We start from the raw sequence: 16,578 nt of genomic DNA, 5'->3' as shown, positions 1-16,578 counted from the left end.
ATGGCCATGCCGCTCCGTCAGTCCATCAGGGTCGGTACGTATCTCTTTGAACAGAAAGTCCGCAAGCGGGAGAAATTCCCGCTCATCGTGGAGCTGGAGCCCCTCTTCGCCTGCAACCTCAAGTGCGAGGGCTGCGGAAAGATCCAGCACCCGGCCGGTGTGCTCAAGCAGCGGATGCCGGTCGCGCAGGCGGTCGGCGCGGTGCTGGAGTCCGGCGCGCCGATGGTCTCCATCGCGGGCGGCGAGCCCCTGATGCACCCGCAGATCGACGAGATCGTGCGGCAGTTGGTGGCCAAGCGGAAGTACGTCTTCCTGTGCACCAACGCCATGCTGCTGCGCAAGAAGATGGATCAGTTCACCCCCTCCCGGTACTTCGCGTTCGCGGTGCACATCGACGGGATGCGCGAGCGGCACGACGAGTCGGTGGCCAAGGAGGGCGTCTTCGACGAGGCGGTGGAGGCGATCAAGGAAGCCAAGCGGCGCGGCTTCCGGGTCACCACCAACTCCACCTTCTTCAACACCGACACCCCGCAGACCATCATCGAGGTGCTCGACTTCCTCAACGACGACCTCCAGGTCGACGAGATGATGCTCTCGCCCGCCTACGCCTACGAGAAGGCCCCCGACCAGGAGCACTTCCTCGGCGTCGAGCAGACCAGGGAACTGTTCAAGAAGGCCTTCGCGGGCGGCAACCGGCGCCGCTGGCGGCTCAACCACAGCCCGCTGTTCCTGGACTTCCTGGAGGGCAAGGCGGACTTCCCCTGCACGGCCTGGGCGATCCCCAACTACTCGCTCTTCGGCTGGCAGCGCCCCTGCTACCTGATGAGCGACGGATACGTCCCCACGTACCGGCAGCTGATCGAGGAGACCGACTGGGACAAGTACGGCCGCGGCAAGGACCCGCGCTGCGCCAACTGCATGGCGCACTGCGGCTACGAGCCCACCGCCGTCCTCGCGACGATGGGCTCCCTCAAGGAGTCCCTGCGCGCCGCCCGTGAGACCGTCGCGGGAAACCGCGGGTGACGTGATGGGTACCGGAGAGCCTCCCGGAGGCAGCGCCTCCGGGACCGCCGTCGCCCTGGGCCTCCCCGAGGTGCCGGCCCGGCCACTGGCGCAGCGGCGCGTCTCGCGCCGTATCCAGGTCGGGCCGGTGCCGGTGGGCGGCGGCGCCCCCGTGTCGGTGCAGTCGATGACCACGACGAACACCGCCGACATCGGCGCGACGCTCCAGCAGATCGCCGAGCTGACCGCGTCCGGCTGCCAGATCGTCCGGGTCGCCTGCCCGACCCAGGACGACGCCGACGCGCTGCCCGTCATCGCGAAGAAGTCGCAGATCCCGGTGATCGCGGACATCCACTTCCAGCCGAAGTACGTGTTCGCCGCGATCGACGCGGGCTGCGCCGCGGTCCGGGTCAATCCGGGCAACATCCGGCAGTTCGACAACCGGGTGAAGGAGATCGCCAAGGCGGCCTCCGACGCCGGGGTGCCGATCCGGATCGGCGTCAACGCCGGGTCGCTGGACAAGCGGCTGCTGGAGAAGTACGGCAAGGCGACGCCCGAGGCGCTGGTGGAGTCGGCGCTGTGGGAGTGCTCGCTGTTCGAGGAGCACGGTTTCCGGGACATCAAGATCTCGGTCAAGCACAACGACCCGGTGGTCATGGTCAACGCGTACCGGCAGCTGGCCGCGCAGTGCGACTATCCGCTGCACCTGGGGGTGACGGAGGCCGGTCCGGCGTTCCAGGGCACGATCAAGTCGGCGGTGGCCTTCGGGGCGCTGCTGAGCGAGGGCATCGGCGACACGATCCGGGTCTCCCTGTCGGCGCCGCCGGCCGAGGAGGTCAAGGTCGGCCTGCAGATCCTGGAGTCGCTGAACCTGCGCCCGCGCCGCCTGGAGATCGTCTCCTGCCCGTCCTGCGGCCGTGCCCAGGTGGACGTCTACAAGCTCGCCGACGAGGTGACCGCGGGCCTGGAGGGCATGGAGGTGCCGCTGCGCGTCGCGGTCATGGGCTGCGTCGTCAACGGCCCGGGCGAGGCCCGCGAGGCCGACCTGGGGGTCGCCTCCGGCAACGGCAAGGGCCAGATCTTCGTCAAGGGCGAAGTGATCGTCACCGTACCCGAGTCGAAGATCGTCGAGACCCTGATCGAAGAGGCCATGAAGATCGCCGCAGGTATGGCGGCCGAAGGAGTGGTGCCCGGCACCCCCGACGTCACCGTCAGCTGAACCCGCAGAGCTGTACCCATGGAGGGGGACCGAGCATGTCGATGCTGGAACAGATCCGCGACCCGCACGACCTCAAGGAGATTCCCGGGGAAGCCCTCGGCGCACTCGCCGAGGAGATCAGGCAGTTCCTCGTGCACGCGGTGGCGCGGACCGGCGGCCACCTCGGGCCCAACCTGGGCGTGGTGGAACTGACCATCGCCCTGCACCGGGTCTTCGACTCGCCCGCCGACCGCATCCTGTGGGACACCGGACACCAGTCGTACGTGCACAAGCTCCTGACCGGCCGCCAGGACTTCTCCAAGCTGCGCGGCAAGGGCGGACTGTCCGGCTACCCGTCCCGCGAGGAGTCCGACCACGACGTCATCGAGAACTCGCACGCCTCCACCGTCCTGGGCTGGGCCGACGGCCTGGCCAAGGCCAACCAGGTGCGCGGCCGGGCCCACCACGTCGTGGCCGTCATCGGCGACGGCGCGCTGACCGGCGGCATGGCCTGGGAAGCGCTCAACAACGTCGCCGCCGCCAGGGACCGCCCCCTCATCATCGTCGTCAACGACAACGAGCGCTCCTACGCGCCCACCATCGGCGGCTTGGCCGACCACCTCGCCACCCTGCGCACCACCGACGGCTACGAGCGCTTCCTCGCCTGGGGCAAGGAGATCGTGCAGCGGGCCCCCGTGGTGGGCCGCCCGCTGTACGAATCGCTGCACGGCGCCAAGAAGGGCTTCAAGGACGCCTTCGCGCCGCAGGGCATGTTCGAGGACCTGGGCCTGAAGTACGTCGGCCCGATCGACGGCCACGACATCGCCGCCGTCGAGTCCGCGCTGCGCCGCGCCGCCCGCTTCCACGGGCCCGTCCTGGTGCACTGCCGTACCGAGAAGGGCCGCGGCTACCGGCCCGCGCTGGAGGACGAGGCGGACCGCTTCCACACCGTCGGCGCGATGGACCCGCTGACCTGCGCCCCCGTCGCGCCGCCCGGCCCACCGTCGTGGACGTCGGTCTTCGGCGACGAGATGGTCAGGATCGGCGAGGAGCGCCCGGACGTCGTCGCGATCACCGCGGCGATGCTCCAACCCGTCGGCCTCGGCAAGTTCGCGGCCGCCTTCCCCGACCGTACGTGGGACGTGGGCATCGCCGAGCAGCACGCGGCGACCTCGGCGGCGGGCCTGGCCACCGGCGGCCTGCACCCGGTCTTCGCGGTGTACGCGACCTTCCTCAACCGCGCCTTCGACCAGGTCCTCATGGATGTCGCGCTGCACAAGTGCGGCGTCACCTTCGTCCTGGACCGGGCCGGGGTGACCGGCACCGACGGGCCGAGCCACAACGGCATGTGGGACATGTCCGTCCTCGGCGTCGTCCCGGGCCTGCGGATCGCCGCGCCGCGCGACGCCGACCAGCTCCGCGCCCAGCTGCGGGAAGCGATCGACGTGGACGACGCGCCGACCGTGCTGCGCTTCCCGAAGGAGTCGGTGGGCGAGCCCGTACCGGCGCTGGAGCGGATCGGTGGCGTGGACGTGCTGCGCCGTGGCGAGCGGGAGGACGTCCTGCTCGTCTCGGTCGGCGTGCTGGCCCCGGTCTGCCTGGAGGCGGCGGACCTGCTGGCGGAGCGCGGCATCGGCGTCACGGTCGTCGATCCGCGCTGGGTCAAGCCCGTGGACCCCGCGCTCGTCCGGCTGGCCGCGACGCACACCGCGGTGGCCGTCGTGGAGGACAACAGCCGCAACGGGGGAGTGGGGTCGGCGGTCGGCCAGGCGCTGCGCGACGCGGACGTGGACGTACCGCTGCGGACCTTCGGCATCCCCGAGCAGTTCCTGGCGCACGCCAAGCGCGGCGAGGTGCTCGCCGACATCGGGCTCACCCCGGCCGAGATCGCCGGCCGGATCAGCGCCTCCCTGGCCCGTAAGGAGAACGACGCGTGACGGAGAACGGCTCGTGACCGGATTCGACCTGACCAAGCTGCTCGCCGAACGCGGCGCCGAGCGCTACGACCTGCACGCCAGGTACGTCAACCACCAACTGCCGCGGATGCTGCACACCATCGGTTTCGACAAGGTCTACGAACGGGCCGAAGGCGCCTACTTCTGGGACGCGGACGGCCAGGAATACCTCGACATGCTGGCCGGGTTCGGCGTGATGGGCCTGGGCCGGCACCACCCGGTCGTCCGGCAGGCCCTGCACGACGTCCTCGACGCCCAGCTCGCCGACCTCACCCGCTTCGACTGCCAGCCGCTGCCCGGCCTGCTCGCCGAGAAACTGCTGTCCCACACACCCCACCTGGACCGCGCCTTCTTCGGCAACAGCGGTACGGAAGCCGTCGAGACCGCCCTGAAGTTCGCCCGCTACGCCACCGGGAAACCCCGCGTCCTGTACTGCGCCCACGCCTTCCACGGCCTGACCACCGGCTCCCTGTCGGTCAACGGCGAGGACGGCTTCCGCGACGGCTTCGCGCCGCTGCTGCCGGACACCGGCATCGAGATGGGCGACCTGGACGCGCTGGAACGGGAGCTGCGGCGCGGCGACGTGGCGGCCTTCATCGTCGAGCCGATCCAGGGCAAGGGCGTCCACCCCACACCTCCAGGCTTCCTGCGGGCCGCCCAGGAACTGCTGCACCGGCACAAGGCGCTGCTCATCGCCGACGAGGTGCAGACCGGCCTGGGCCGCACCGGCGACTTCTTCGCCTACCAGCACGAGGACGGCGTGGAACCGGACCTGGTGTGCGTGGCCAAGGCGCTCTCCGGCGGCTACGTCCCGGTCGGCGCGACCCTCGGCAAGGACTGGATCTTCAAGAAGGTCTACTCCTCCATGGACCGCGTCCTCGTCCACTCCGCCAGCTTCGGCGCCAACGCCCAGGCGATGGCCGCCGGCCTGGCGGTCCTGACGGTCATGGAGGACGAGCAGACCGTCGCCAACGCCCGCCACACCGGCGACCTGCTCCGTACGAAGCTGGCCGCCCTCGTCGACCGGTACGAGCTGCTGCACGGCGTCCGCGGCCGCGGCCTGATGATCGGCATCGAGTTCGGCCGCCCGAAGTCCCTGAAACTGCGCGGCCACTGGACCATGCTCCAGGCCGCCCGCAAGGGCCTGTTCGCCCAGATGGTCGTGGTGCCGCTGCTCCAGCGCCACCGCATCCTCACCCAGGTCTCCGGCGATCACCTGGAGGTCATCAAGCTGATCCCGCCCCTGATCATCGGGGAGCGGGAGGTGGACCGGTTCGTGACGGCGTTCACGGAGGTGATGGACGACGCGCACCAGGGTGGCGGCCTGATGTGGGACTTCGGCCGGACGCTGATGAAGCAGGCCCTTCAGGCGCGTTAACGCGGACGCTTCGCGGGGGCCTCGGTCAGCAGGGGGAACAGCCTGGTGACCGCGGCCACCGCGGCCGTACCCGCCGGGCGGGCGGCGGGCTCCCGGTTCCGTTCGCGGTACGGGGCCAGCAGGGCGCGGACGGCGGCGGCGAGTTCGGCCGTCTCCGCCGGGGTCAGGTGGACCACTTCGCTGAACGACGCGTCGTGCCGCCACTCGGGCGGTGCCTGGTCCCGGTGGGCCAGCCAGTGCTGGTAACTCTCGTCCTCCAGGTTGCGGGCGAGGACGTCGAAGCGCTCCGGCGCGGCTTGCCCGGCCGGGCCGGTCTGCTGGGACTGTCCGGCCTGTCCGAGCCCTTCGGGCTCCCGGGCCTTTCCGGGCCGCTCGTTCCGTCCCGCCGGTCCGGACGGGGCGTCCCACCGGAGCCGCCACGGCCGGGCCCGTCCGCCGGTGTGCGGCACCTCCTCGATGAGGCCGTGCCGGGCGAGCTGGCGCAGGTGGAAGGAGCAGAGGCCGGAGCTGTGACCCAGGCGGGCGGCGGCCTGCGTGGACGTGACGGTGCCGGCCTCGGCGAGCAGGTCCAGCAGGGCGATGCGTACGGGATGGTCCGGGAGTGACCGCCGGGCGCGGTGCGCCGGCGGTCCGGGGGATGCCGCTCGGGGTTCTTCGTCGCTCACTTTGCAAAGGGTGCTACTTTGCAAAGCGTTCGGTCAAGCTGATCTGCCGACGGCCGGGGATTCGCCCCGGCCGTCGGCAGGCATGCGCGGAAGGCGTTGATACTTCATGACTGTCGGTTTCGGTGACACCCCGCAGGACCGCCGGGTACGGGTGCAGGGCGAGCCCGTGGACGCGTACCCGCGGCTCGCGCCGGAGGTGGAGCGGGGAGCGGTGCGCCGCATCACCGTGGTCGGCGAGGAGGTGCTGCACCGCCCGTGCCGGGAGGTCACCCGCTTCGGCACACCGGAGCTCGCCCGCCTGATCGACGACATGTTCGCCACCAACCAGGTGGCGGAGGGGGCGGGACTCGCCGCCAACCAGGTCGGCGTGGATCTCCGGCTGTTCGTGTGGGACATGACGGACGACTGGGGCGTGCGCCACGTCGGGCACATCGCCAACCCGGTGCTGGACGAGGTGCCGGCCGAGCACCGCAGGCTGGTCGAGGAGCCCGAAGGGTGTCTGTCCGTGCCCGGCCCCTACCGGGTGGTGCCCCGCCTGGACCGCGCCGTCGTACGCGGCCACGACAAGGACGGCAATCCCCTGGTGATCGAGGGCAGGGGGTACTTCGCCCGGTGTCTGCAACACGAGACGGACCACCTGCGCGGCCACCTCTACCTGGACCGGCTCGCCGCCCGGGAGCGCAAGACGGCGCTGCGGGAGATGGCGGAGGCCAAGGAGGAGAGGTTCGCCCGGCGCGCCGAGATGGCGGCGCGCCTGGGCAAGTGACCTCGGGGGGCGGCCGGCCGCGGGAGGCGCGCGGCCGGCCGTGGGCGGCTCAGTCCTCCAGAAGCTGGAAGCGCAGCCGCTCGCGGGTCTCGGGGGACAGTCCCAGGCCCTCGCTGAAGTACGCCTCCGTCGAGCCCCAGGTCGTCCCGATGGCGTCGAGGGCCGCGGACAGGTACTCGGCGCGGGCGTCGAAGAGCGGCGCCAGCAGCTCCATGACCTCGGGGGACATGCCCACCGCCGAGGTGTCGGAGCGGCGCACCTTGTACCGGCGGTGCGCGGCGTTGGACTCCAGGTAGTCGGCCTCGACGGCCTCCGGCTCGACGCCGACCGCGAGCAGCGTGACGGCGACGGACAGGCCCGCCCGGTCCTTGCCGGCGGCGCAGTGCATGAGCGCGGGGACGCTGCCCTCGGCGAGCGCGTGCAGGACGCGGCTGTGGTCGGCGGTGCGGGTGGTGATGATGTGGCGGTAGGTCTGTGCCATCCGGCCCGCCGCCTTGCCGTCGCCCAGCGCCGTACGCAGGTGGCCCAGCTCGCCGTCGCGCACCATCGCCCAGAACTCGGCGCCGTCGGCCGGGTCGGTCAGCGGGATGTTGACGTTCCGTACGCCGGGCAGCGCGACGTCGGGGCCCTCCAGCTTGATGTCGGCGGCGTTGCGGAAGTCGAAGACCGTGTGCAGCCCGAGACCGGCGAGGAAGGCGGCGTCCGCCTCGGTGGCCGCCGCCAGGTGCCCGCTGCGGAACAGCCGGCCCGTGCGCACCCGGCGCCCGTCCACGGTCGGCAACCCGCCCACGTCACGGAAGTTGCGTACCTCCGCGAGTTCGGCGTCGGTCGACGGGACCTCCGGGGTCTGCTGCGTCACGGGCGCTCCTCGGGATCGGCCGCCGACGCTGCTCGTCGACGAGGCGGGCCACTTTGACGATACGACATCGGTGCAGCCCGCAATCAGGCCGGTGACGGCCGGTTCCGCGGCGGTGCCGGAGGGGTGCCGGAGCGGTGCGCGCGACGTGGTCGCCGAACCGTCGGCCGCCGCCCGTTCGACGTCGCCCAGCCACGTCCACACCCAGACAAACGACCGAAAAAAGCCGTTTATCCTCCTCATTTTCTATTCCGACTTGATCAGAATTTGACCGGGTGGCATTAATCACCCCACGTCAACCCCTGGTTACGGTGGCGTAAGTCACTTCCCGGGGTGAAGTATGTCCTGACGTGGCAGACGATTCGAAGAAGATGAGCAGTGGCGCACGTGGCGCCATCGGGTCGTACGCAGCCGTCGGCGACAGCTTCACCGAAGGAGTCGGGGATCCCGGCCGTGACGGGGCGTACATCGGCTGGGCGGACCGGCTGGCGGTCCTGCTGTCGGACCGGCGCGCGGAGGGCGAGTTCCGCTACGCCAACCTCGCGGTCCGCGGACGCCTGCTGGACCAGATCGTGGAGGAGCAGGTGCCGCGGGCCAAGGAGCTGGCCCCCGACCTGGTGACGTTCTGCGCCGGCGGCAACGACATCCTGCGGCCGGGCTCGGACCCGGACGCGGTGGCCGAGCGGTACGAGGCGGCCGTCGCCGACCTGCGGGAAGAGGTCGGGACCGTGCTGCTGTGCACCGGGTTCGACACCCGTGGCATGCCGGTGCTGCGGCATCTGCGCGGCAAGATCGCGACGTACACCGCGCACGTCCGGGCGATCGCCGACCGGCACGACTGCCCGGTCCTGGACCTGTGGTCGCTGAAGTCCGTGCAGGACCGGCGGGCCTGGGGTGACGACCGGCTGCACCTGTCGCCCGACGGGCACACCCGGGTGGCGCTGCGCGCCGCGCAGGTGCTGGGCCTCGACGTCCCGGCCGACCCGGACCAGGCCTGGCCGCCGGAGGCCGAGCGCACCGCGGCCGAGGCGCGCCGCGACAACATCCACTGGGCGCGGGAGCATCTGGTGCCGTGGATCGGCCGCCGGCTGCGCGGCGAGTCCTCCGGTGACCATGTGGAGCCGAAGCGGCCGGACCTGCTCCCGCTGTAGCGGCGGCGAAAGCCGTGGAAGGGGGAGCGGCAGCCGCCGCATCGGCGGCGCGGGCCGCGGGAAGAGAAGCGGCCGTGCCACACCGCCGCCCGCCGTTCAGGCGCGGGCGGCGGTTTCAGTGTGCGGTGGCGGGTCCGTAGGGAAGGTCGGCCCAGACGGTGCGGCCGCGGCCGGACGGGTCGGGGCGCACACCCCAGCTCTCGGAGAGGGCGCCCACCAGGAACAGGCCCCGGCCGCACTCCTTGTCCACGCTGCCGGGCTGGACGTGCGGCGCCGAGTCGCCCCGGCCCTGATCGGTGATCTCCAGGCGCAGGAAGGCGCCGACGACCATCAGTTCGCAGTCGACCTTTTCGCTGTCGGTGTGCCGTACGGCGTTGGTGAACAGCTCCGACACCACCAACTCGGCGTCGTCACAGACCTGTTCTGCCGCGCCCCACTCGTGCAGCACGGCGATCACGCGTCTGCGCGCCTCCGGTACGGAGGTGCGGCGGGCCGGCAAGTGGAACGCGTCCCGGAGACGCTCGGCGACGAAGCCGCCACAGCGCCCTAACGAAGGAGCGTTGTTGGAGGAAGCCACTCCGCAACTATGTGCGATGTTGGTCACCGATGGCAAGGATCAATGTGTAATTTGCAGAATCGCAAGCGCAGTCTGTTCGCTCTGCTGACGGCATGACACACTGCTGATCACTCATGTTGGTGGTGGGAGGGGATCAGAAGTGGCGGAAGCACGGTCGGGTGGCGCACCGACCGTCCTGCGGGTGGTGCTCGGCAAGAGGCTGCAGGACCTGCGCGAGAAGGCGGGGCTGTCCTACGAGCAGGCGGCCGCCGCGCTCGATGTCACGCACGCCACCGTACGGCGCATGGAGAAGGCCGAGGTCGGCCTCAAGATCCCGTACGTGGAGAAGCTGCTGGCGACCTACGGCGTCACCGGCAAGGAAGAGATCGACGGCTTCCTCAAGCTCGCGCGCGAGGCCAACCGGCCCGGCTGGTGGCACAACTACCGCGACGTGCTGCCCGAGTGGTTCAGCGCCTACGTGAGCCTGGAGAGCGAGGCGAACCTCATCCGCGGCTACCAGCCCCACTACGTGCCGGGGCTGCTGCAGACCGAGGAGTACGCCCACGCCGTACTGCGCGCCGGTATGCCGCACGCGGCGCGGGAGGAGATCGACCGCGCGGTCGCGCTGCGCCTGGAACGGCAGTCGCTGCTCACCCGTCCCGACGCCCCCATGCTCTGGGTGGTCATGGACGAGACGGTCTTCCGGCGTCCGATCGGCGGCCCGCGGGTGATGCGCGAACAGATCGCCCGCCTCGCCGAGGCCACCACCCTGCCCAACGTCCGGCTGCAGATCATCCCGTTCGCCGCCGGACCGCACCCCTCGATGTACGGGCCGTTCCACATCTTCCGCTTCCCGATCCCGGAACTGCCCGACATCGCGTACGCGGAGAACCTGGTGGGCGCCGTCTATTTCGACCAGCGCGACGACGTCTCGCAGTTCCTGGAGGCACTGGACCGGATGTGCGCGCAAGCCGCGCCGGCCCAGACCACCGAGGCCCTTCTGGGCGGCTTTCGCAAGGAGATCTGAACCATGGATCGCATACGCATCTACAACGGCATGCCCGCCACCGAGCTGGGCAGCGACGGCTGGCACAAGCCGTGGAGCGGCGGCAACGGCGGCGAGTGCGTCGAGGCGCTGCGCCTGGGCGACGGGCGGGTGGCGCTGCGCCAGTCCACCGACCCGGGCGGCCCGGCCCTGATCTACACCCACCGTGAGATCAAGAGCTTCATCGAGGGCGCGAAGGCCGGCGCCGCCGACTTCCTGCTCACCGCCGCGCCGTGCGGCTGCGGCTGCGGAACCGACCGGAGGACGGCGTGACGGACACGGAATTCTCCCGGGCCGTGATGGGCTCGTGGGACGAGGACGGCTCGCAGGGGCTGCAGGACGCGGCGGCCTTCAAGGCCGAGGAGATCGACACCAGCAAGCCGCACCCCGCCCGGATGTACGACTACTACCTGGACGGCCGGGACAACTACGAGGTCGACCGGGAAGCCGCGCAGCGCGTCATCGAGGTGCACCCGCAGGTGCGGCTGAGCGCCCGCGCCAACCGGGCGTTCCTGCACCGCGCGGTGCGCGAGGTGGTCGCCGGCGGCATCCGGCAGATCATCGACATCGGTACGGGCATCCCCACCTCGCCCAACACCCACGAGGTGGCCCGGGAGACGGCGCCCGGCGTACGGGTCGTCTACGTGGACAACGACCCGATCGTCGCCACGCACGCGGGCGCGCGGCTGGCCACCAGCGAGGACTTGGGTTTCGTCCTGGCCGACGTGCGCGACCCGCAGGCGGTCCTCGACCACCCGACCGTGCGCGAACTGATCGACTTCGACCAGCCGGTGGCCCTGCTGCTGGTGGCCGTCCTGCACTTCGTCCGCGACGACGAGGACCCGGCGGGGATCGTCGCCACCCTGGCCCGCGCGCTGCCCGCCGGCAGCGTGCTCGTCCTGTCGCACGCCACGGGCGAGCCGTACGAGGCGTACGAACAGGGTCGTACGGACGAACGGGCGCGGGACGGCGTGCTGGACGTCTACAAGAACGCGACCGCCACCCTGAACCTGCGGACCAGGAGCGAGATCGAGCCGCTCTTCGGGCCGTTCGAGCTGTTGGAGCCGGGCGTGGTGCGGGTGCCGCTGTGGCGCCCGGACGGTCCGGCCCCGGGACCGGCGGAGCTGAACAACATCATCTTCTACGGCGGGGTGGGCCGGAAGTAGGGACGCGCTCCGCCGCTGCCGTCGCGCGTCCAAGTGCGCAGGGTGGTGATTGACAGCGCCGCCCGGCGGTCCGAGGGTGAGAGTCCGTGCGAGACCGGTGGTGCGAGAGCCGCCCACCACACCTGAAGGGCCGCCTTGGCGGCAGGACGGGGGCAGCGGTGGAAGAGACCACCGGAACGGCTGGGGAGCGGCACGCGGTCGTCATCGGCGGCGGGCTCGCCGGAATGCTCGTGGTCACCGCCCTGCTCGGGCACGTGGACACCGTCACCGTTGTCGAACGCGACCGGTATCCCGAGGGACACGCCTTCCGTAAGGGCGTACCACAGGCCCGTCATCTGCACGTCTTCCTCAGCGGCGGCCTGCGGGCCCTGGAGGAGCTGCTGCCCGGCACGGGCCAGGCGTTCACCGACGCCGGGGCCCGCACCCTCTACCCGCCGAGCGACCTGGTCACCCGTACCGCCGTGGGCTGGCAGCACCGCTTCGAAGAACGCCGCCACGGGTGCCTGTCGGTCACCCGCCCGGTGATCGACGGCGTCGTACGGGCCCGCGTGCTGCGGGCGGCAGCCGCGTCGGCGACCCGCCTGGAGGTGCTGGAGGCGACCGAGGCGGTCGGCCTGACCGGCGACGCGGGGCGGGTCACGGGCGTACGGGTACGGGCCCGGTCGGGCGGCGACCGCACCGGCACAGCGGACCCGGCGGAGCGGACTGTTCCCGCCGCGCTCGTCGTCGACGCCTCCGGGCGCAGTTCCAAGGCCCCGCAGTGGTTCGCCGAACTGGGCCGCCCCGCCCCGCGCCAGGAGACCGTGGACGCCGGCATCGCCTACGCGACCCGGATGTTCCGCCCCACCGGCCCGGCCGGCGCCCCGGACATGGGCATCAACATCCCCGGCTGGCCCGGGAGTCCACGCGGCGCGGTGTACGTACCGGTCGAGGACGGCACCTGGCTGCTGACCGCCGCGGGAGTGCGCGGCCACCACCCACCGACCGACGACCAGGGCTTCGCCGACTTCACCGCCACGATCGGCGACCCGTACATCCACGGCCTGCTGCCGCACACCGAACCGGTCTCGCCCGTCTACGGCTTCCGTGACACCGCCAACCGCCGCCGGCACTACGAACGGCCCGGCGCCGTCCCCGAAGGCTTCGTCGTCGTCGGCGACGCCAACTGCACCTTCAACCCGATCTACGGGCAGGGCATGTCGATCGCCGCGCTGGACGCCCTGGCGCTGCGCCGCACCCTGGAATCCGGGGGCGGCCTGCGGCCGGGGCTCGCGCGGCGGGCGCAGCGCGCGGTGGCCCGCGCCACCGAGCCCGCCTGGATGATCGCCATCGGCGCCGACCGTCCGTACGCGAGCGGCGCGGACGCCCGCTCGGGCCTGGGCGAGCGGCTGATGTCCTGGTACGTGCAGCGGCTCATCCTCCGCTCCGTCGTCGACCCCGTCCTCGGCGCCGCGTTCCGCGACGTCTCCTGCCTGACCGCGCCGCCGTCCCGTCTGATGGCCCCGCGCACGGTGCTGCGGACCGTACTGCTGCCGCTCCGGCCCGGCGCCAGCGCCCCGCCGACGGGCGTCGTACCGCTGCAACGGGCGGCCTGACGGCGCGCCCGACGGCGTGTCACCTGCCACCGCCCGGCAGGAACAGGCTGACCACGCCGGTGGCCAGGGGCGCGAGGATGCCGAACGCCGGGGCCAGCACCTTCGGCAGCGAGACGTCCAGGCGCAGGAAGGCCACCAGCCGCGCCCGGCGCTCGATCCAGTCCTCGGTCAGCTCGTCGGCCTCCGGGATACGGACCGTCGCCTCGACCAGCCGCCCGGCGACCGACCGCCACAACACCACGACCGGCAGGAAGACCAGCGCGAACATCACGCTGAAGAAGGCGCCGTAGAGCAGCACGGAGGACGCCGGGAAGCTCTTCGCGGGCACGCCGTACGCCAGCAGGGCGTTGCGCAGCGCGCCCGCGTCGACGACCGCGGTCGAGATGATCAGGCTGCCGCCGGTCAGGAAGCGCACCGCGTCCCGCCAGCCGCGGTGCAGTTCCCGCAGCGCCCCCACCGGCGCCAGGACGTCCGGTTCGGTGGGCAGCCGACGGCTCAGCCGCAGCAGCCGTACCTGGACGTCCCACAGCCCCACCGCGCCCGGCGCGGCCGCCAGCATCCCCAGGACGAGCAGCAGCGGAATGCGCCACGCCAGTCCGTCGAGCGGTACGGGGACGCTGCCGGGCGGCGTGAAGAAACGCAGGATGCCGAAGACGGCGCCCAGCAGTACGACGGCCCCCGCCACCAGCACCGCCACGGCCCGGGGCGCCGGCCGGTCGACGGGATGGCGCCAGCGCCGGTGCAGCGCGTACGCCATCGCGTACGCCACCGCCGCGTACAGCGCGATCGAGGCACCGACCAGGGCGCTCCACAGGTCGAACTCCAAAAGCGAGGTGAAAGCGCGTGCCTCCGGCGACTCGGCGGCACCGAACCGCCCGACGAGCCCGGTGCCGAGCGCGGCGACGGCCAGCAGGCCGAGCGTGACGGTCAGGGGTACGGCCACCAGGCGCACCCCCGGCCGGGACAGGTGCGGGGCGGCGCGCGCGACGGGCGGGGGGAGGTCGGCCGGGGACAGTCCGGGCGGAGGCGGGCCGGTGGCCGGCAGGTCGTCCGCAGGCAGGATGGCCGGCGCCGGGGCTTGGCCCTTCGCATCCGTATCCGTACCGGGGCAAGCCGCGGCCCCCGGCTGTCCCGCCGCCCCCTGCGGCGGTAACGGTGCCGTGCCGTCCGACGGTGCTGTCCCGCCGCCGAGGGGCGTACCGCCCGGGGCGTCTTCGCGGTCCGGTGGCTGCCCAGGCGGCAGCGTCTGGCTCATGCCACGACGGTAAGGGCCGCACGGCCCGCCATGGAATGCCGGGAGCGGCCGAGTGGTTCGGTGTGCGTGGGGCACACGTGTCGTGTCCGGGTGCCGTGGTGTCCGCGGCGGATGCCAGGAGCCCGGACGCCGGCGTGCCGGAACCCGTCAGCCCGGCGGTCCGTTCACCGCACGGCGACTCGTTGACAGCGCTACCGCTCCGATCCATGGAGGTGCCGTGCCCGGCTCTCGACCCCGCAGTGAGTCCTCGTCCGTCCCGCGTCCCGCAGAGCGGTTCGGGCTGCGCCGCCCCGCCGTCTTCGGCGCATGGCCCACGGGGGAGCGGCTGGCACGGATACAGAGATCACCGCAGTTCGCCGACGGCCAGTTCCGCAACCCCGTACCGACCCGGCAGATGGCGCGGGGCAGCGGGCTGGCCATGGCCCGCCGGCAACTGAGCCGCGAGGGCCGGCTGCGCCGTGCGCCGGTCGGCCGCATCCCCGTGCACCGGCCCACCGCGGCGGACTGGGGCGAGCCGCCCGCCTCCGGGCTGCGGCTGACGTGGTTCGGGCATTCGAGTGTGCTCGCCGAGATCGACGGGCACCGGGTGCTGTTCGACCCGGTCTGGGGCGAGCGCTGCTCGCCGTTCACCTGGGCGGGCCCCCGCCGCCTGCACCCCGTACCGCTCCCGCTGCGGGACCTGGACCCGGTCGACGCCGTGGTGATCTCGCACGACCACTACGACCACCTGGACATGCCGACGGTCAAGGCCCTGATCCGTACCGGCACCCGCTTCGTCGTACCGCTCGGCATCGGCGCCGACCTCGAACTGTGGGGCGTGCCCGAGGAGCGCATCACCGAACTGGACTGGCACGAGTCGGCGGCCGTCGGCGGCCTGACGCTCACCGCGACGCCCGCGCAGCACTTCTGCGGCCGCGGGCTGCGCGGCCCGCAGCACACCCTGTGGGCGTCCTGGGTGGTGGCCGGTCCCGCGAACCGCGTCTTCCACAGCGGCGACACCGGCTACTTCCCCGGCTTCGCGGAGATCGGTGCCGAGCACGGTCCGTTCGACGCGACGATGATCCAGATAGGCGCGTACAGCGAGTTCTGGCCGGATGTGCACATGACACCGGAGGAGGGGCTGCGCGCCCACGCCGACCTGTCCGGGGGCACCCCGTCGGGCACCCTGCTGCCGATCCACTGGGGCACGTTCAACCTCGCCCCGCACCCGTGGTCCGAGCCGGTGGAACGGACGGTCGCGGCAGCGCGCGCGGCCGACGCGAAGGTGGCGGCGCCCCTGCCCGGCAAGCCCTTCGAACCGGCCGACGAGCAGATCGTGGACCCGTGGTGGCGGGCGGTGGCCCTGCCGCCGGTGTACGGGTGGCCGTCGTGGCCTGCCGGGGCGTCGTCGGCGGACGCTTTCGAGGTGGCACGGTAAGGCGGGCGGAGAGCGTCGGGCGGCACCTGGCACCTCGACGGCACCCACGTCACGGACGTGGTGAGGAAGCATGGCAATGGCGTGGCCCCGCCGGCTCGGTGAGCCGGCGGGGCCACGCTGATGTTCAGGAGGACAGCGCCTTCCGCGCTACGGCGTTGTCCTCGTCCGGGAGCAGTCTCGACAACGCGTCGAAGAATGCCAGCCCGGCCTGACGGACAGCGGTCAGAAACTCCTCCGACGCGGCGCTCGCCTTCCTGATGTCCTTGCCGATGGTGGCCGTGACCAGAATCCGGGAGCCTTCCTTCCGGAAAGAGAGCTTGATCGGCTGGTCCGGGAAATATGTTTCCGCGTAACCCGTCGACTGCACCTTCGGCACCATGTCGGAGAGGTAGCACCAGAGGTCGTCGATGTAGTCCCACTCGTCCTTGCCGATGAGTTCTTGCCCGTAGACGGACAGCTCAAGGGCGCCCTCGACGTAGTCGGGGTCGGGCGGCACCACGTCACAGTCACTCGCCCGTACGAAGGTGCCGTCCGGGAGCCTGAAGAACGAATCGATTTCCACCACTGGTCTGC

General features: G+C 71.8%; 16 protein-coding genes. 11 read left to right on the top strand and 5 right to left on the bottom strand.

The features are described 5' to 3' along the window. Genes hpnH through JXZ78_RS24145 form a run of 4 tightly spaced genes read left to right on the top strand, consistent with a single transcriptional unit; the run spans window position 1 to window position 5,533 of the window. Entirely contained in the window at window positions 1-1,023 is a 1,023-nt protein-coding gene (hpnH, locus tag JXZ78_RS24160) for an adenosyl-hopene transferase HpnH (RefSeq protein WP_030023864.1), read from the top strand. 4 nt (window positions 1,024-1,027) lie between these two features. After that, window positions 1,028-2,221, top strand: coding sequence for a flavodoxin-dependent (E)-4-hydroxy-3-methylbut-2-enyl-diphosphate synthase (gene ispG, locus JXZ78_RS24155; RefSeq protein WP_238783340.1), 1,194 nt, complete (start codon window positions 1,028-1,030; stop codon window positions 2,219-2,221). A gap of 35 nt (window positions 2,222-2,256) precedes the next feature. Then, window positions 2,257-4,137: a 1-deoxy-D-xylulose-5-phosphate synthase gene (gene dxs, locus JXZ78_RS24150; protein WP_238783339.1), complete on the top strand. Its 1,881-nt coding sequence runs from the start codon at window positions 2,257-2,259 to the stop codon at window positions 4,135-4,137. A gap of 13 nt (window positions 4,138-4,150) precedes the next feature. Beyond that, complete coding sequence (locus tag JXZ78_RS24145; protein ID WP_030023875.1) at window positions 4,151-5,533, top strand: aspartate aminotransferase family protein; 1,383 nt, start codon at window positions 4,151-4,153, stop codon at window positions 5,531-5,533. Here the strand turns inward: JXZ78_RS24145 and JXZ78_RS24140 are convergent. Then, complete coding sequence (locus JXZ78_RS24140) at window positions 5,530-6,198, bottom strand: winged helix-turn-helix domain-containing protein (RefSeq protein ID WP_030023876.1); 669 nt, start codon at window positions 6,196-6,198, stop codon at window positions 5,530-5,532. The two genes, JXZ78_RS24145 and JXZ78_RS24140, sit on opposite strands and share 4 nt — an antisense overlap. Before the next feature lie 106 nt (window positions 6,199-6,304). Between JXZ78_RS24140 and def the strand changes: the two genes are divergently transcribed. Beyond that, window positions 6,305-6,964 carry a peptide deformylase gene (gene def / locus JXZ78_RS24135; RefSeq protein WP_030023877.1) on the top strand — a complete coding sequence of 220 codons (660 nt, stop codon included), beginning with the start codon at window positions 6,305-6,307 and terminating at the stop codon, window positions 6,962-6,964. 49 nt (window positions 6,965-7,013) lie between these two features. Here def and JXZ78_RS24130 read toward each other — a convergent pair whose 3' ends face one another. Next, window positions 7,014-7,823, bottom strand: a complete 810-nt coding sequence (locus JXZ78_RS24130; RefSeq protein WP_030023878.1) for a tyrosine-protein phosphatase — start codon at window positions 7,821-7,823, stop codon at window positions 7,014-7,016. A gap of 347 nt (window positions 7,824-8,170) precedes the next feature. Here JXZ78_RS24130 and JXZ78_RS24125 point away from each other — a divergent pair, with 347 nt between their 5' ends. Further along, window positions 8,171-8,971 carry an SGNH/GDSL hydrolase family protein gene (locus JXZ78_RS24125; RefSeq protein WP_030023879.1) on the top strand — a complete coding sequence of 267 codons (801 nt, stop codon included), beginning with the start codon at window positions 8,171-8,173 and terminating at the stop codon, window positions 8,969-8,971. A gap of 115 nt (window positions 8,972-9,086) precedes the next feature. Here the strand turns inward: JXZ78_RS24125 and JXZ78_RS24120 are convergent, their stop codons facing one another. Next, window positions 9,087-9,575 carry an ATP-binding protein gene (locus JXZ78_RS24120; protein ID WP_238783338.1) on the bottom strand — a complete coding sequence of 163 codons (489 nt, stop codon included), beginning with the start codon at window positions 9,573-9,575 and terminating at the stop codon, window positions 9,087-9,089. 112 nt (window positions 9,576-9,687) lie between these two features. Between JXZ78_RS24120 and JXZ78_RS24115 the strand changes: the two genes are divergently transcribed. From JXZ78_RS24115 to JXZ78_RS24100, 4 genes are all read left to right on the top strand, one after another. Beyond that, entirely contained in the window at window positions 9,688-10,554 is an 867-nt protein-coding gene (locus JXZ78_RS24115; RefSeq protein WP_030023882.1) for a Sco1979 family transcriptional regulator, read from the top strand. Window positions 10,555-10,557: 3 nt separating this feature from the next. Then, window positions 10,558-10,845 (top strand): DUF397 domain-containing protein, encoded by a 288-nt coding sequence (locus JXZ78_RS24110; protein ID WP_030023883.1) that lies wholly within the window; start codon window positions 10,558-10,560, stop codon window positions 10,843-10,845. A gap of 26 nt (window positions 10,846-10,871) precedes the next feature. Next, the gene (locus tag JXZ78_RS24105; protein WP_106968909.1) at window positions 10,872-11,738 is read left to right on the top strand and encodes an SAM-dependent methyltransferase; all 867 of its coding nucleotides are present in this window, start codon (window positions 10,872-10,874) and stop codon (window positions 11,736-11,738) included. Between the two features lie 224 nt (window positions 11,739-11,962). Continuing rightward, window positions 11,963-13,333, top strand: a complete 1,371-nt coding sequence (locus tag JXZ78_RS24100) for an NAD(P)/FAD-dependent oxidoreductase (RefSeq protein WP_050502947.1) — start codon at window positions 11,963-11,965, stop codon at window positions 13,331-13,333. 19 nt (window positions 13,334-13,352) lie between these two features. On the opposite strand, the gene JXZ78_RS24095 is transcribed toward JXZ78_RS24100, so the two are convergent. Continuing rightward, window positions 13,353-14,588 (bottom strand): hypothetical protein, encoded by a 1,236-nt coding sequence (locus JXZ78_RS24095; protein WP_157851728.1) that lies wholly within the window; start codon window positions 14,586-14,588, stop codon window positions 13,353-13,355. Window positions 14,589-14,805: 217 nt separating this feature from the next. Between JXZ78_RS24095 and JXZ78_RS24090 the strand changes: the two genes are divergently transcribed. After that, window positions 14,806-16,005, top strand: coding sequence for an MBL fold metallo-hydrolase (locus tag JXZ78_RS24090; RefSeq protein ID WP_030023887.1), 1,200 nt, complete (start codon window positions 14,806-14,808; stop codon window positions 16,003-16,005). A 124-nt stretch (window positions 16,006-16,129) separates the two neighbouring features. On the opposite strand, the gene JXZ78_RS24085 is transcribed toward JXZ78_RS24090, so the two are convergent. After that, complete coding sequence (locus JXZ78_RS24085; RefSeq protein ID WP_157851729.1) at window positions 16,130-16,567, bottom strand: hypothetical protein; 438 nt, start codon at window positions 16,565-16,567, stop codon at window positions 16,130-16,132. Between the last annotated feature and the right edge of the window lie 11 nt (window positions 16,568-16,578).

It is taken from the genome of Streptomyces monomycini, from assembly GCF_022271435.1.
Lineage (GTDB): Bacteria > Actinomycetota > Actinomycetes > Streptomycetales > Streptomycetaceae > Streptomyces > Streptomyces monomycini.
The sequence above is the reverse complement of the archived record's forward strand: the minus strand, read 5'-3'. Positions and strand labels throughout refer to the sequence as shown.

Bases quoted from the DNA above. Each gene is read 5' to 3' on its own strand.
- hpnH (WP_030023864.1), top strand. From the start codon at position 1: ATGGCCATGCCGCTCCGTCAGTCCATCAGGGTCGGTACGTATCTCTTT.
- ispG (WP_238783340.1), top strand. From the start codon at position 1,028: ATGGGTACCGGAGAGCCTCCCGGAGGCAGCGCCTCCGGGACCGCCGTC.
- dxs (WP_238783339.1), top strand. From the start codon at position 2,257: ATGTCGATGCTGGAACAGATCCGCGACCCGCACGACCTCAAGGAGATT.
- def (WP_030023877.1), top strand. From the start codon at position 6,305: ATGACTGTCGGTTTCGGTGACACCCCGCAGGACCGCCGGGTACGGGTG.
- JXZ78_RS24110 (WP_030023883.1), top strand. From the start codon at position 10,558: ATGGATCGCATACGCATCTACAACGGCATGCCCGCCACCGAGCTGGGC.
- JXZ78_RS24105 (WP_106968909.1), top strand. From the start codon at position 10,872: ATGGGCTCGTGGGACGAGGACGGCTCGCAGGGGCTGCAGGACGCGGCG.
- JXZ78_RS24100 (WP_050502947.1), top strand. From the start codon at position 11,963: ATGCTCGTGGTCACCGCCCTGCTCGGGCACGTGGACACCGTCACCGTT.
- JXZ78_RS24095 (WP_157851728.1), bottom strand. From the start codon at position 14,588: ATGAGCCAGACGCTGCCGCCTGGGCAGCCACCGGACCGCGAAGACGCC.